This window comes from Burkholderia perseverans, from assembly GCF_022870505.1.
Taxonomy (GTDB): Bacteria; Pseudomonadota; Gammaproteobacteria; order Burkholderiales; family Burkholderiaceae; genus Burkholderia; species Burkholderia plantarii.
Genome location: NZ_CP045094.1, coordinates 4054078 through 4068547, shown reverse-complemented (window position 1 = coordinate 4068547; position 14470 = coordinate 4054078). Strand labels below are relative to the sequence as shown.

13 protein-coding genes are annotated in these 14470 nt (G+C 68.7%); 7 read left to right on the top strand and 6 right to left on the bottom strand.

The annotated features are described in order from the left end of the window. Positions 1-115 precede the first annotated feature (115 nt). Positions 116-844 carry a PepSY-associated TM helix domain-containing protein gene (locus tag BpN12_RS32685; RefSeq protein WP_246796215.1) on the top strand — a complete coding sequence of 243 codons (729 nt, stop codon included), beginning with the start codon at positions 116-118 and terminating at the stop codon, positions 842-844. A gap of 174 nt (positions 845-1018) precedes the next feature. Here BpN12_RS32685 and bcaP read toward each other — a convergent pair whose 3' ends face one another. The 6 genes from bcaP to BpN12_RS32655 form a co-directional block, all read right to left on the bottom strand. Then, entirely contained in the window at positions 1019-2419 is a 1401-nt protein-coding gene (bcaP, locus tag BpN12_RS32680) for a branched-chain amino acid transporter BcaP (protein ID WP_280529153.1), read from the bottom strand. Between the two features lie 220 nt (positions 2420-2639). Continuing rightward, a complete protein-coding gene (gene rqpR / locus BpN12_RS32675) occupies positions 2640-3305 on the bottom strand; it encodes a response regulator transcription factor RqpR (RefSeq protein ID WP_246796214.1) in 666 nt (221 codons plus the stop codon). Positions 3306-3314: 9 nt separating this feature from the next. Then, positions 3315-4175 carry a sensor histidine kinase gene (locus tag BpN12_RS32670; protein ID WP_246796213.1) on the bottom strand — a complete coding sequence of 287 codons (861 nt, stop codon included), beginning with the start codon at positions 4173-4175 and terminating at the stop codon, positions 3315-3317. Between the two features lie 418 nt (positions 4176-4593). Next, positions 4594-5364, bottom strand: a complete 771-nt coding sequence (locus BpN12_RS32665; RefSeq protein ID WP_198250893.1) for a ferredoxin--NADP reductase — start codon at positions 5362-5364, stop codon at positions 4594-4596. A gap of 275 nt (positions 5365-5639) precedes the next feature. Beyond that, positions 5640-6446 carry an endonuclease/exonuclease/phosphatase family protein gene (locus tag BpN12_RS32660; RefSeq protein WP_246796212.1) on the bottom strand — a complete coding sequence of 269 codons (807 nt, stop codon included), beginning with the start codon at positions 6444-6446 and terminating at the stop codon, positions 5640-5642. Between the two features lie 17 nt (positions 6447-6463). Further along, positions 6464-6994: a hypothetical protein gene (locus tag BpN12_RS32655; protein ID WP_246796211.1), complete on the bottom strand. Its 531-nt coding sequence runs from the start codon at positions 6992-6994 to the stop codon at positions 6464-6466. Between the two features lie 359 nt (positions 6995-7353). Here BpN12_RS32655 and BpN12_RS32650 point away from each other — a divergent pair, with 359 nt between their 5' ends. The 6 genes from BpN12_RS32650 to BpN12_RS32625 all read left to right on the top strand — a co-directional run bounded on the left by BpN12_RS32650 (position 7354) and on the right by BpN12_RS32625 (position 14470). Then, entirely contained in the window at positions 7354-8334 is a 981-nt protein-coding gene (locus BpN12_RS32650; protein WP_246796210.1) for an AAA family ATPase, read from the top strand. Positions 8335-8600: 266 nt separating this feature from the next. After that, on the top strand, positions 8601-8909 hold the full coding sequence (locus tag BpN12_RS32645; protein ID WP_246796209.1) for a high-potential iron-sulfur protein: 309 nt from the start codon (positions 8601-8603) through the stop codon (positions 8907-8909). 214 nt (positions 8910-9123) lie between these two features. Next, positions 9124-10422, top strand: coding sequence for an MFS transporter (locus BpN12_RS32640; protein WP_246796208.1), 1299 nt, complete (start codon positions 9124-9126; stop codon positions 10420-10422). 390 nt (positions 10423-10812) lie between these two features. Next, a complete protein-coding gene (locus BpN12_RS32635; protein ID WP_246796207.1) occupies positions 10813-12429 on the top strand; it encodes an ABC transporter substrate-binding protein in 1617 nt (538 codons plus the stop codon). Between the two features lie 114 nt (positions 12430-12543). Continuing rightward, positions 12544-13554 carry an ABC transporter permease subunit gene (locus tag BpN12_RS32630; RefSeq protein WP_246796206.1) on the top strand — a complete coding sequence of 337 codons (1011 nt, stop codon included), beginning with the start codon at positions 12544-12546 and terminating at the stop codon, positions 13552-13554. A gap of 4 nt (positions 13555-13558) precedes the next feature. Further along, positions 13559-14470 carry an ABC transporter permease subunit gene (locus BpN12_RS32625; protein ID WP_246796205.1) on the top strand — a complete coding sequence of 304 codons (912 nt, stop codon included), beginning with the start codon at positions 13559-13561 and terminating at the stop codon, positions 14468-14470.

Genomic DNA, 14470 nt, shown 5'->3' with positions numbered 1-14470 from the left:
TGGCGTTGAGTCCGTCATGTCTTTATGTAATGATAGCGATTCTCATTTATTGAAAACCGGGCGGCCTCGCGACGTGATCGCGGGCCGCCCTTGTTGCTTGGGGTAGGGAAACAGCGTGAACGCGCCAGAATCGATCGAACCGACCTTGCCGACCGGCATCGCGACGCGTTATGCGTCCGTCGCGCGCGCCCTCGACGAAACGGAACTCGCCGCCAGGCGGCAGCGCTCGCGGCGTGCGACGTTCATCAAGTGGCTGCGCAAGGTCCACGGCTGGGTCGGCCTGTGGGGCGCGGTGCTCGGCCTGATGTTCGGCGTGACCGGCTTCGTGATGAACCACCGCGCCGGGCCGCTGCGGATCTCGCCGGGCCTGCCGCAGGTGAGCGAGGTGCAGCTGACGCTGCCGGGCGCGCCGCCCGCCACGCCCGCCAAGCTCGAAGCATGGCTGCGGCAGCAGCTGCAGTTCGACAGCGGTCGCAGCCGGATTCGCAAGGAGGCCGCGCAGCCCGTCGAATGGGGCGATCGCAGCGTCGTGCAGCCCGAGCATTGGCAGATCACGCTGTTCCGCCCCGGCGCGAACGTGACCGCCGAGTACTGGGTCGGCAGCCGGACCGTCGCGCTCAAGCGCAACGACAATTCGCTGATGATGACGCTGACCAACCTGCATCGCGGCGTCGGGATGAGCCTCGTCTGGGTGCTGGTGACGGATACGATCGCCGGCTCGATGATCCTGCTCTCGCTGACGGGCGTGCTGCTCTGGACCGAACTCAACAAGCGCCGCACCATCGCCGTGGTGCTGATCGGCGCGTCGATCGCGGCGGCGCTGATCGCGGGGCTGTCGTCGTGACGGCCTGAGTGGGCGAGGCGACCGGCAGCGGCGCAACGAAAAAAAGCGGCACTTCCATCACCTGGAGCGCCGCTTTTTTTGCGTTCGGGGAAACGGGAGCCAATGCCGGCTGCGCTTCGCCATCAATGAAAAACGGCGGCCCGCGTTGCCGCCGGGCCGCCGCCTTTCGAAACCTCAGTGCGTCTCGCCGTGCGCAATCTTCGCGTGGCGACGCGAGTAGGCGAAGTAGACGACCAGGCCGATCACGAGCCAGATGATGAACGCCTTCCAGGTGACGGCGCTGAGGTTCAGCATCAGGAACAGGCACGAGGCGACCGCGAGGATCGGCACCACCGGCAAGCCCGGGCAGCGGAACGCGCGCGGCAGGTCAGGCCGCGTGCGGCGCAGCACGATCACGGCGATCGACACCATCGCGAACGCGGCCAGCGTGCCGATGTTGATCAGCTCGGCCAGCACGTTGAGCGGGATCAGCGCGGCGATCAGCGCGCACAAGAGGCCGATGATCCAGGTGGCGATGAACGGCGTCTGGAAGCGCGGATGCACGCGCGAGAGCACGGCCGGCAGCAGCCCGTCGCGCGACATCGCGTAGGTGATGCGGGTCTGGCCGTAGGTCATCACGAGGATCACGGTCAGCATGCCGAGCACGGCGCCCAGGTCGATGAAGCCGGCCACCCACTTCTGGCCGGCCACCTGCAGCGCATACGAGATCGGATGGGTGATGCCCGCGTATTGCGCCGACGGCACGATGCCGGTGGCGACCGCCGCGACCGTCACGTACAGCACCGCGCAGACGCCGAGCGAGGCGATGATGCCGACCGGCAGGTCGCGCTTCGGGTTCTTCACTTCCTCGGCCGCCGAGGACACCGCGTCGAAGCCGATGAACGCGAAGAACATCACGGCCGCGGCGCCGAACACGCCCGGCCAGCCGTGCGGCATGAACGGCGTCCAGTTGGCCGGCGTCACGTGGAACACGCCCACCGCGATCACCAGCAGCACCACGGCGATCTTGATGAACACCATGATGTTGTTCACGCGCGTCGATTCGCGGATGCCGACCGACAGCAGCGTGGTGATCGCGAGCATCACCGCGAACGCGGGCAGGTCGAAGAAGGTGGTCACGCCGGGCACCGAGCCGGGCGCGGCCGTGAGCACGGTGGGCAGCACCACGCCGAAGCCCTTCAGCAGCGATTGCAGGTAGCCCGACCAGCCGACCGAGACGGCCGATGCCGCGAGGCTGTATTCGAGCATCAGGTCCCAGCCGATGATCCAGGCCACCAGCTCGCCGAGCGTGGCATACGAGTAGGTGTAGATCGAACCGGCCACCGGGATCGTCGAGGCGAATTCGGCGTAGGCGAGCGCGGACAGCCCGCAGGCGATCGCCGCGACGATGAACGAGACCATCAGCGCCGGGCCGGCCTGCACGGCTCCCGTGCCGGTCAGCACGAAGATCCCGGTGCCGATGATGGCGCCGATTCCGAGGAAGGTCAGATCGAGGGCGCCGAGCGCCTTCTTGAGCCCCGCGCGTTGCGCGCCGGCGATCATCTGGTCGACGTTTTTCTTGCGAAGAAGTGACATGCGGATGGATAAACAGAGAATGCGGCCGACGGCTGCGGTTTATGGTTGTAATCGGTAGAGCCCCGGCATTTTAGCCGATCCGTCCAGGTTGCCCTATTCGGGTTGCACCTATCATTCGTCTAACAAAATCAGGTGCTTGCGCGCGAAGCGGCCGCGGTGACGCATGCCGCGACGCGGGGAGGGGGAAAAGGCGGGAGAGCGGCGCCCGGGCGCCGCGCGTTCAGGCGCCGGCCGGCGAGGACGGCGGCGTCATTTCGAGCAGGCGGTTGCTCATCGCGTAGAACGTCAGTTCGGCGTTGTTCGACAGCTTCATCTTCTCGAGCAGCCGCGTGCGGTAGACGCTGACCGTCTTCACCGACAGCGACAGCGTGACCGCGATGTCGGTCAGCCGCTTGCCCGAGGCGAGCATGCAGAGCGTCTGGTATTCGCGGTCCGAGAGCTTCTCGTGCGGCAGCGGCTCGTTCTCGAACGAGACGTATTCGGCGAGCGCCTCGGCCAGCGCCGGGCTCACGTACTTGCGGCCCGCCGCGACCTGCTGGATCGCCGAGATCATCTGCGCCGCGTTGACCGTCTTCGACAGATAGCCGGCCGCGCCGGCCTTCAGCGCGCGCACCGCGTACTGGTCCTCGCGGTACATCGAGAACATCAGCACCGGCACCGACGGCAGCTTGCGCTTGAGGCGCTTGAGCAGCTCGACGCCGTTGATGTCGGGCAGCGAGATGTCGAGCAGGATCACGTCGAAACTGCCCTTGTCGGCGGCCGCGAGGGCCTCGGCGCCCGATTCGGCCTCGGCCACCTCGCGTGCGACGCGGCGGTCGATCAACAGCTGGCGGATACCCTGGCGAACGATCGCGTGATCATCGACGAGCAGCAGATTCAACCCCATCGCCGCGCCTCAGGAAGCCGAAACATGCAGGTTCGCGCCGGGCGCCGCGAGCAGCGCGTCCCACCCGAAGCTCGCGCGCAGCACGGTGCCGCCGCCCGCGCGCGCTTCGAGCGCGAGCGTGCCGCCGAACGCGGCGCAGCGCGCGCGCAGATGGCCGAGACCGCGCCCCTTGCGTTCCGTATTGCGCCCCGTATTGCGGCGCGCGGGACGGCGCAGGCCGGCGCCGTCGTCGGCGACCACCAGTTCCAGATGCGTCGGCCCCGCCTCGAGCGTGACCTCGACGCTGGTTGCCCGCGCATGCCGGGCCACGTTGGCGAGCGCTTCCTGCGCGACGCGCAGCGCGGCGAGCGTGCCGTCCGCGCCGACCAGCGCGAGCCGTGCGTCGGCCGCGCAGGCCACGCGCGTGCGCAGCCCGGTGCGCGCGCCGAACCCGTCGATCCAGGCCGACAGCGTGCCGGCGAGGCCCGCGTCGAGCGGCGGCGCCGCGTCGTCGAGCGCGCGCCGGTACGAGTCGAACGCGGCGTCGAGCGCCTGCTGCGCGAGTTCGAGCGCGCGGCGGGCGCCTTCGGGCGCGTCGGCCGGCAGCCAGGTTTCGAGATTGGCGAAGGCGAAGTACACGCCGGTCAGGTCGGCACCGAGGCCGTCGTGCAGTTCGCGCGACAGGCGCTCGCGCGCGGCTTCGTCGGCGGCGGCGAGTTCGGCCGAGACGGCGGCCAACTGCGCGTCGGCATCGCCGGCGATGCGCGCCGCGGCGGATCGGGCAGCGCCGGGCAGCAGACGCACGGCGGCGGAGCGGGCCGGCCGGGTCGCGCCGCAGCTCGACTCGGGAGAGGCGCTCGCTGGGGGCGGTGCGATACGCGGCGTGTCCATGACGTTCCTTCGTGCAGGAAAACGGACCGATCCGGCGCGCCGACGGCGGGCGGGACCGATTCCAGTCTCGCGTGGTCCAACGCGAGCCGGGTAACAATCGTTACATTCGGTAATAGGTGCTTCGACCCTTCGCAAGCTTGTTACGAAATGCCGAAGCGCCGCGAATCATAACTCAGAATGTACGCGGGAGACGCGCCAGGCGGGCCTCTCCTCGGGTAAACAGCCGGTATTCCGGCATCGGGTGTCGGAAAAATCCGACAGTAGAGCGGAGCAGATTGACGAATTTTTTTCCGTCAATCCTGTAGCCAAACGCAAGGGTTTGTAACCGCGAGGCGGCACTGTAACCGCTCAATATGACGGAAACATAAAAAAACCGGAGCATCGGCTCCGGTTTTGCGAGGGTGCGACAATATGTCAATCAGTCGACGAATGCGCGTTCGATCACATAGTGGCCCGGCGCGCTGTTCTTGCCTTCGACGAGGCCGGCCTGCTTGAGCAGGTCGGTGGTGTCCTTCAGCATCGCGGTGCTGCCGCACAGCATCACGCGGTCGTTCTCGGGCGAGAACGGCGGCACGTCGAGATCGGTGAACAGCTTGCCCGTCGAGATTAGGTCGGTGATCCGCCCCTCGTTGTCGAACGCTTCGCGCGTGACGGTCGGATAATAGACCAGCTTTTCCTTGATGATGTCGCCGAGGTATTCGTGGCCCGGCAGGTCGTGCTTGATGAAGTCCATGTACGCCAGCTCGCCCTTCAGGCGGCAGGTGTGCGTGAGCACCACCTTCTCGTAGCGTTCGTAGATGTCCGGATCGCGGATGATCGACATGAACGGCGCGAGACCCGTGCCGGTCGACAGCAGCCACAGGGTCTTGCCCGGCAGCAGGTTGTCGGCCACCAGCGTGCCGGTGGGCTTCTTGCCGATCAGCACGTTGTCGCCGACCTTCAGGTGCTGCAGGCGCGAGGTGAGCGGGCCGTCCTGCACCTTGATGCTGAAGAACTCGAGGTGCTCCTCGTAGTTCGGGCTGACGATGCTGTAGGCGCGGGCGAGCGGCCGGCCGTCGACCTCGAGGCCCACCATCGTGAATTCGCCGTTGTTGAAGCGCAGGCTTTGTTCGCGGGTGCAGGTGAAGCTGAACAGCGTGTCGGTCCAGTGATGGACGGACAGGACGGTAGCGGTATCGTATTTGCTCATGGGATACGGATGCGAGACGGAAACCGAGGGCACCGGCCCGATCCGCAGACCGGCCGATGGCGGGCGCGCCACTCTCGAAAGCGCACGCCTACCCGTTAACAGACGTTTGGAGAACCCCGTATTTTACCCTGCCTGAGCGTCGAACGCGTTTGACCCCGGGCAGGTCCGGGGATTCGGGGACGCGCGGCGGCGGCCTGCCGGCGACAAAAAGACGGTGAAACGACTTGAAAACGGCAGCAAAACGACGGCGGCGCGGTGCGCCGTCGGCCGCTGCGTCAGTCGATGCGCAGCCGCGCGACGTACGGCAGATGATCGGACAGCCAGGCCGTGTCGTCGCCGGGCGCGCGCCATTCGAGCGGCGTGAAGCCGCGCACGAACATCTTGTCGAGCGCGAGCGCGGGCGAGAACGCCGGGAACGTGCGGCCCGACTCGCCGAGCAGCGTGGCCACCTCGGCCAGTCCGATCTGGCCGAACAGCGGCACCGAATCGTTGCGCCAGTCGTTGAAGTCGCCGGCCAGCACGAGCGGGCCTTCCTGCGCGTGATGCTCGATCCAGTGCGCGATCCAGGTCATCTGCCGCAGCCGCGCGGCACGCGTGAGCGCGAGATGCGCGCACAGCAGCGTGATCGGCGCGCTGCCGGCCAGCGTGGCGCGGGCCACCAGCAGCCCGCGCCGCTCGAAGCGATGCGCTGAAATGTCCCACCTACCGCCGAGGTCGAGCGGATGCGGCGAGAGGATCGCGTTGCCGTGCCGCCACGACGGCTTGAACACGTTCGGGCCCAGCGCGATCTGCCAGTCGAGCGCGCGCGCGATCTCGGTGGCCTGGCAGTGCCAGATGTCGTCGACGGGGTCGTCCATCGGCGCGCCGAAGCCGGAGGCCAGCACCGGGCGCGGCATGCGCCGCGCCATCGCTTCCTGCAGGAAGTAGATATCCGCACGTGTCGATTCGACCCAGCGGCGCATCGCGTTCCAGGCGGTGAAACCGAGCGGCGAGCGGCCCTTGTGCAGGTTCCAGCTGACCGCGGTGATTTCATTCGGGGCCGTGCGCGGCTCGGCGAACGGCAGGGCTTGGGAGGCATGCATCGGCATCGGCATCGGCCTCAGTTCGCGACGACGTGCGCGCGCACCTGATAGACCAGCCGCGCGGCCTTGTCGGCCGGCGCCCAGTCGGTCCAGCCGTCGGCCTTGACGGCGAGCCCCGGATGGCTGGCCGAGATCTGGCGCGGCGACAGCGAGCAGCCGTCGCCGTCGTCGACGGTCTCCTGCACGTCGAGCGCGAGCGTGACGGTGCTGCCGTCCACGTAGAGCGGCGCGACGGTGACGCTGCGCGTGCGCTCGGGCTTCATGGCCGCGACGGCCGACGCCTCGACGCTGGCCGGGCAGCCGGCCGGCAACCGGACCGGATAGGTGTGGCTGTCGGTGCGCGACTGGCCGACCGTGGTGGTGTGGTGGAACGTGTCGACGGTCTGGCCCGCGTGGACCACGCGCACTTCCCAGTCGATCGACTGCGGCGCGCCTTGGGCCCGGGCGGCGAGCGTCGCGCCGGCCAGCGTCGCGGCCAGCGCGGCGCCGCGCGCGAGGCGTCGCAGCCGGGCGGCGCGGGCCTCGCGTGCGGCGGGCGGGCGGAACATCGCGAGGAGCGGATGGAGGGGCGAACCGGGAAATGGGCTGGCTGCGATTGCGGCCGCGGGCACGGCGCGCGGGCGACGTGCGGCGGGGCGGGACGGCGGCGAAAGCTCGATCATCGGCGGTTCCTCGTGGGGGCCGGCGGCCCGGCGAACGGCGGCCGGCACGCGGCGGTGAACCGTTGATGATACGCGCGCTCGCGGCGCCTTGCAGCGCCCGCCGCCGTTAGCAGCAGAGCGGGCCGAGTGCTCGCTTGCGCAGGTCTTTTGTCTGGCCAACACTGGCATCGAGGGGTCTGATGTCGCGCGTCTGCATGGCGCGCGGCGGTGTTTCCACGAAGCGGCGGGCGAGCGGGAGGTGTGCGATGACGACGGCAATGGTGCGGCAGGAACTGGCGGTGGCGTCGTTCAGCCGTGTCTACGATCTGGAGCGGGTCGAGACGGCGCTGGGCGATCTGAACGAAGGGGCGAGCGAGGCACTGCGCGCGACCTACGAGAAGATGCTGAAGACAGGCAACCTGCGCTTCTGCGTGAAGCCCACCCGGATGCCCGCGTTCGACGCGCTGGCCGAGTCGCTGCCGAACTTCTCCGGCCCGCTCGACGACGTGCGCAAGCAGGTGGCGCTGTGCCTCGAGACGGAGGACCGGCTCGAACTGATGCCGATCCTGCTGCTCGGCGCGCCCGGCATCGGCAAGACGCACTTCGCGAAGGCGCTCGCGCAGATGCTCGGCACTGCCTACCACTACGTGCCGATGAGTTCGCTGACGGCGGGCTGGGTGCTGTCGGGGGCCTCGTCGCAATGGAAGAACGCGAAGCCGGGCAAGGTGTTCGACGCGCTCGTGAACGGCAGCTACTCGAACCCGGTGATCGCGATCGACGAGATCGACAAGGCCGGCAACGACGCGCAGTACGATCCGCTCGGCGCGCTCTACGCGCTGCTCGAGCACGACACCGCGAGCGCGTTCGTCGACGAGTTCGCCGAGGTGCCGATCGATGCCGGCAACGTGATCTGGATCGCGACCGCGAACGACGCGAAGTCGATCCCCGAGCCGATCCTGAACCGCATGAACGTCTACGAGATCGCGGCGCCCGACGAGGCCGGCGCGCGCCGCATCGCGCAGACCATCTACACGCAGATCCGCGAGGCGCACGCGTGGGGCCGGCGCTTTCCCGGGCAGCTCGGCGAGGCGTCGCTGGCCGCGCTCGCGGCGGTGCCGCCGCGCACCATGCGGCGCGCGCTGCTGCATGCGTTCGGCGCCGCGCGGCTGGACGGCCGCGACGCGGTCGAGCCGCGCGACATTCGCGCCGACGAGGGCATGCCGAAGCGGCGGCCGATCGGCTTCTGACGCGTCGCTGCCCGGCCGCCGTGCCGCGCGTGGCGGCGGCGCGCGACACGACGCATGGCGCGTGACACCAGAGGGCGCGGCTGACGGATCGATGCGCGCGCACCTTTCATTCCGCATGCGTCGCGCGGGCCGGCTCGCGCGGCGAGGCGCGGCATTCTCTTATCCTCGGAATTCGGCGCGCAGGCTCGCGCCGACGGCGTTATGCTTGGCGCCGTGCCGCCGTCAGAGCGGCCGTCCCCACGATATCGAGAAGCTGGAGCCGTCCCATGAAAACCTCCCGTCGCAGTTTCCTCATCACCAGTGTCGGCGCGATGTCCGCGCTCGCGTTGTCGCGCGAGGCGTTCGCCGCGCCGATGCTGTCCGAGACCGATCCGACCGCGGTGGCGCTCGGCTACAAGGCCGATGCATCGAAGGTCGACAAGAGCAAGTTCCCGAAATACGCGGCCGGCCAGGACTGCGCGGCCTGCTCGATGTACCAGGGCAAGAAGGGGTCCACCTCGGCGGCCTGCGTCGCGTTCCCGGGCAAGGACGTAGCCGCGAAGGGCTGGTGCGGCGCGTTCTCGAAGATGGCCTGACGCCGCGCCGCCTCGCGCGCTCGCGTGAAACGACCCGGCCGGCGAACGTCGGCCGGGTTTTTTTACGCCGCTTGTGTTCGCCGGCGGCGCTCCCTACACTCGCTGCACGATACGCGCCGCACGGCGCGCAGGCCGTGCCGTCGCGCGGACGCGGCACGACGGAGATGACGCGCAGGGAACCGGGCGAGGCTGACGGGTGGAGGCTCGAAAACGCATGACGACACGGACGACGGATTCGACGCCACCGCAGGCACGCGCGCCGGGGCGCCGCGCGGTGATCGCCGCGGTGATCGGCAACGCACTCGAGTGGTACGACTTCACCGTGTTCAGCTTCATGGTGGTGGTGATCGCCGACCTGTTCTTTCCGGCCAGCAGCGAATACGCGTCGCTGCTGCTGACCACGGCCAGCTTCGGCGTGGCGTTCTTCATGCGGCCGGTGGGCGGCATCGTGCTCGGCCTCTACGCCGATCGCGCGGGCCGCAAGGCCGCGCTCTCGCTGGTGATGGTGCTGATGACGCTCGGCATCTTCCTGATCGCGGCCGCGCCGCCCTACGCGGCGATCGGCATCGCCGGCCCGCTCCTGATCGTGCTCGGCCGGCTGCTGCAGGGCTTCTCGGCCGGCGGCGAGTTCGGCAGCGCGACGGCGATGCTGATCGAGGCCGCGCCGCTCTCGCGCCGCGGCTTCTACGGCAGCTGGCAGATGGCGAGCCAGTCGGCGGCGCTGCTGGTCGGCGCGCTGGTGGGCGCGGCCGTCACGCGCGGGCTGTCGGGCGCCGCGCTGCATGCCTGGGGCTGGCGCGTGCCGTTCCTGATCGGGATGCTGATCGGCCCGATCGGCTATTACCTGCGCCGCCACCTGGCCGACTCCGACGCGTTCCTGTTCGCCAAGGCGCGCGCGCGGCGCGCGACGCTCGGCGAGGTGCTCGCGCGGCACGGCCGCGAGGTGGTCTGCGGGCTCGGCTCGGTGATCGCGCTGACGGTGACGATCTACGTGCTGATCAGCTATCTGCCGACCTTCGCCGTCAAGCAGCTGAAGCTGCCCTACGGCGAATCGTTCTACGCGACGATCGTGGGCGGCGTGCTGCTGACCGTGCTCTCGCCGGTGGCCGGCGCGTGGTCGGACCGCCTCGGGCGCAAGCGGCTGTCGCTGGCCTCGCTGGTGGCGACGCTGGTGCTGATCTATCCGCTGTTCCTCTGGCTCGACGCGGCGCCGAGCATCGGCCGGCTGGTGCTCGTGCAGGGCATCCTGGCCGTCACGCTGGCCGGGTACTACGGGCCGTTCGGCGCGATGATCGCCGAGCTGTTTCCGGCCAACGTGCGCTCCACCGGGCTGTCGCTTGCTTACAACGTCGCGGTGATGCTGTTCGGCGGATTCGGGCAGACCATCGTCACCTGGCTGATCCGCGTCACGGGCACGCCGCTTGCACCGACCTACTACGTGATGGCGGGCATCGCGCTGTCGGTGATCGCGATCGCCGCGATGCCGCGCCTCGCGCCGGGCGCAGAAGGCTGAGCGCCGGCCGGCCCGGATGGCAGCCGACCGGGCCGGATCGCGACGAACCGCGCGCCGGGCCCGGCGCGGGTCTCGCGCGCGGCACCGGCGCCAGCCGCGCTCGCGCGGCACCTGCGCGGCCGCGTCGTTTCACCGGCGCTTCGCCGTCGTCCGGTCGTCACTTCGACATCGCCTCGCCGCCATTTCACGGCCCGCCGCCGCCTTGCGTTGTTTAGCACCACGACGAAACAGATCGGCGCCGTCGCCGCGCGCAAGCACGCCGGAAATCGGCATGCAAGCGTTTGCCCACGGCCGTTTGCGGCATTATTGGCCAGCCTTGTTCGCCGTGCGAAAGCTCAAGTAAGATCGCCGCACGCCGGCGCAGCCGGCACGAGACCTGGAGATAACACAATGACATCAGATCGTCTGTTGCGCGCGGCCCTGGCGGCCGTCGCGGCGGCCGCGTTCGGCATCTCGGGTGCCGCGCATGCGCAGATCCCGAACAAGACGCTCGTCTACTGCTCGGAAGGCAGCCCGGCGGGCTTCGATTCGGCGCAGTACACGACCGGCACCGATTTCGCGGCGGCCACCTTCACCATCTACAACCGCCTCGTCGAGTTCGTGCGCGGCGGCACCAAGGTCGAGCCGGGCCTCGCCGAGTCGTGGGACATCTCGCCGGACGGCAAGGTCTACACGTTCCACCTGCGCCATGGCGTAAAGTTCCAGACCACCGACTACTTCAAGCCCACCCGCGAATTCAACGCCGACGACGTGCTGTTCACGTTCGAGCGCATGCTCGATCCCAACCAGGCGTTCCGCAAGGCCTACCCGGTCAGCTTCCCGTACTTCACCGACATGGGCCTCGACAAGCTGATCACGAAGATCGAGAAGGTCGATCCGTACACGGTCCGCTTCACGCTGACCGAGCCGAACGCGCCGTTCATCCAGAACATGGCGATGGAATTCGCCTCGATCCTGTCGGCCGAATACGCCGACCAGCTGATGAAGGCCGGCCACGCCGCCGACATCAACCAGAAGCCGATCGGCACCGGTCCGTTCATCCTGCGCAGCTACACGAAGGACGCGACGATCCGCTACGACGGCAACCCCGACTACTGGAAGAAGGGCGAGGTGAAGATCGCGAAGCTGATCTTCTCGATCACGCCCGACGCCGGCGTGCGCGTGCAGAAGATGAAGCGCAACGAATGCCAGGTGATGAGCTATCCGCGCCCGGCCGACATCGCCACGCTGAAGGCCGACCCGAACCTCGACATGCCCTCGCAGGCGGGCTTCAACCTCGGCTACCTCGCCTACAACACGCAGCACAAGCCGCTCGAGAAGCTCGAGGTGCGCCGCGCGCTCGACATGGCGATCAACAAGAAGGCGATCCTCGAATCGGTCTACCAGGGCGCCGGCCAGGCGGCCGCCGCGCCGATGCCGCCGACCCAGTGGTCGTTCGATCCGAGCCTGAAACCGGCCGCCTATGACCCGGCCGCGGCCAAGGCGCTGCTTGCCAAGGCGGGCTTCCCGAACGGCTTCTCGATCACGCTCTGGGCGATGCCGGTGCAGCGCGCCTACAACCCGAACGCGAAGCTGATGGCCGAGATGATCCAGGCCGACTGGTCCAAGATCGGCGTGAAGGCGAACATCGTCAGCTATGAGTGGGGCGAGTACATCAAGCGCGCCCACTCGGGCGAGCAGGACGCGATGCTGATCGGCTGGACCGGCGACAACGGCGACCCCGACAACTGGCTCGCCACCCAGCTCGGCTGCGAGGCGATCGGCGGCAACAACTTCACGCGCTGGTGCGACAAGTCGTTTGACGCGCTCGTGAAGAAGGGCCGCGAGACCACCGGCCAGGACGCGCGCAGCAAGATCTACACGCAGGCGCAGCAGATCTATGCGCAGCAGCTGCCGTACACGGCGATCGCGAATTCCACCGTCTACCAGCCGGTGCGCAAGAACGTGGTCGACCAGCGGATCGAGCCGCTCGGCTTCATCCGCTTCGACGGCGTCGGCGTGAAGTAAGCGGCGGCCGATCGCGCGCCGTTGCACCGACTGCACGATAATTGATCCGGCGACGGGGGGCTCGGCCCCCCGTCGCCGGACGCACTTTACCCCCACGATTTTTCGAGACCCGCCATGTTGCGATTTGTGTTGCGCCGCGTCGGCATGGTGATCCCGACCTTCATCGGCATCACCATCCTCGCGTTCGCGCTGATCCATCTGATACCGGGCGACCCCATCGAAGTGATGATGGGCGAGCGCGGCGTCGATCCGGCGATGCATGCCGAGGCGATGCACCGCCTCGGCCTCGACCAGCCGCTGCCGCTGCAGTATCTCCACTACATCGGCCGGGCGCTGCACGGCGACCTGGGCCTGTCGATCATCACCAACACCAGCGTGATGGACGAGTTCCTCGCGCGTTTCCCGGCCACCGTCGAGCTGTCGATCTGCGCGCTCGCGTTCGCGCTGCTGGTGGGCCTGCCGGCCGGCGTGTTCGCGGCGCTGCGGCGCGGCACGCTGGTCGACCACGGCGTGATGGGCACCGCGCTGACCGGCTACTCGATGCCGATCTTCTGGTGGGGCCTGATCCTGATCATGGTGTTCTCGTCGACGCTCGGCTGGACCCCGGTGTCGGGCCGCATCGCCGTGGAATTCGATATTCCGCACGTCACCGGTTTCATGCTGATCGACGCGCTGCTCGCGCCCGACGAAGGCGCGTTCCGCTCGGCGGTGAGCCACCTGATCCTGCCGTCGATCGTGCTCGGCACGATCCCGCTCGCGGTGATCGCGCGCATGACGCGCTCGTCGATGCTCGAAGTGCTGCGCGAGGACTACATCCGCACCGCGCGCGCCAAGGGCCTGTCGCCGGCGCGCGTGGTGGTGGTGCATGCGCTGCGCAACGCGCTGATCCCGGTGGTCACCGTGATCGGGCTGCAGATCGGCACGCTGCTCGCGGGCGCGGTGCTGACCGAGACGCTGTTCTCGTGGCCCGGCGTGGGCAAATGGCTGATCGACGCGATCGGCCGGCGCGACTACCCGGTCGTGCAGGGCGGCATCCTGCTGATCGCGACGCTCGTGATCATCGTCAATCTCGTCGTCGATCTGCTCTACGGCGTGCTCAACCCCCGCATCCGCCATACGAGGTAATCCGATGAGCGAACTCCCCGATGTGCTGCCGGCGGCCCGCGCCGGCGGCCGCGCGCTCGCGCTGCAGGAATTCTGGCGCAACTTCTCGCGCAACCGCGGCGCCGTGGGCGCCGGCCTGATCGTGCTGCTGATGGTGCTGGTGGCGATCTTCGCGCCGCTGGTCGCGCCGCACAGCCCGATCGAGCAATACCGCGACTTCGTGAAGATCCCGCCCGCCTGGCTCGACGGCGGCAACTGGCGCTTCGTGCTTGGCACCGACGAGGCCGGCCGCGACATCCTCTCGCGGCTGATGTACGGCGCGCGGCTGTCGTTCTGGATCGGCCTGGTGTCGGTGGTGCTGGCGCTGATCCCCGGCATCATGCTCGGGCTCGTCGCCGCGTTCTTCCAGCGCTGGGCCGATACGCCCGTGATGCGCGTGATGGACGTGCTGCTCGCGCTGCCCTCGCTGCTGCTGGCGGTGGCGGTGGTGGCGATCATCGGCCCGGGCCTCACCAACACCATGTTCGCGATCGCGATCGTGGCGCTGCCGGGCTACGTGCGTCTCACGCGCGCCTCGGCGCTCGGCGAGCTGCAGAAGGAATACGTCACGGCCTCGCGCGTGGCGGGCGCCGGCACGCTGCGGCTGATGTTCTCGCAGGTGCTGCCGAACTGCACCGCGCCGCTGATCGTGCAGGCCACGCTCGGCTTCTCGTCGGCGATCCTCGACGCGGCCGCGCTCGGCTTCCTCGGGCTCGGCGTGCAGCCGCCGGCGGCCGAGTGGGGCGCGATGCTGGCCAGCGCGCGCGACTACATCGACAACGCCTGGTGGATCGTCACCATGCCGGGCCTCGCGATCCTGATCTCGGTGCTGGCGATCAACCTGCTCGGCGACGGCCTGCGCGACGCGCTCGACCCGAAACTGAAACGGATGGCCTGA

Excerpts from the sequence above, each read along its gene's own strand:
- bcaP (WP_280529153.1), bottom strand. The coding sequence starts at position 2,419 with ATGTCACTTCTTCGCAAGAAAAACGTCGACCAGATGATCGCCGGCGCG.
- BpN12_RS32635 (WP_246796207.1), top strand. The coding sequence starts at position 10,813 with ATGACATCAGATCGTCTGTTGCGCGCGGCCCTGGCGGCCGTCGCGGCG.
- BpN12_RS32645 (WP_246796209.1), top strand. The coding sequence starts at position 8,601 with ATGAAAACCTCCCGTCGCAGTTTCCTCATCACCAGTGTCGGCGCGATG.
- BpN12_RS32630 (WP_246796206.1), top strand. The coding sequence starts at position 12,544 with ATGTTGCGATTTGTGTTGCGCCGCGTCGGCATGGTGATCCCGACCTTC.
- BpN12_RS32625 (WP_246796205.1), top strand. The coding sequence starts at position 13,559 with ATGAGCGAACTCCCCGATGTGCTGCCGGCGGCCCGCGCCGGCGGCCGC.
- BpN12_RS32670 (WP_246796213.1), bottom strand. The coding sequence starts at position 4,175 with ATGGACACGCCGCGTATCGCACCGCCCCCAGCGAGCGCCTCTCCCGAG.
- rqpR (WP_246796214.1), bottom strand. The coding sequence starts at position 3,305 with ATGGGGTTGAATCTGCTGCTCGTCGATGATCACGCGATCGTTCGCCAG.
- BpN12_RS32640 (WP_246796208.1), top strand. The coding sequence starts at position 9,124 with ATGACGACACGGACGACGGATTCGACGCCACCGCAGGCACGCGCGCCG.
- BpN12_RS32650 (WP_246796210.1), top strand. The coding sequence starts at position 7,354 with ATGACGACGGCAATGGTGCGGCAGGAACTGGCGGTGGCGTCGTTCAGC.
- BpN12_RS32665 (WP_198250893.1), bottom strand. The coding sequence starts at position 5,364 with ATGAGCAAATACGATACCGCTACCGTCCTGTCCGTCCATCACTGGACC.
- BpN12_RS32660 (WP_246796212.1), bottom strand. The coding sequence starts at position 6,446 with ATGCATGCCTCCCAAGCCCTGCCGTTCGCCGAGCCGCGCACGGCCCCG.
- BpN12_RS32655 (WP_246796211.1), bottom strand. The coding sequence starts at position 6,994 with ATGTTCCGCCCGCCCGCCGCACGCGAGGCCCGCGCCGCCCGGCTGCGA.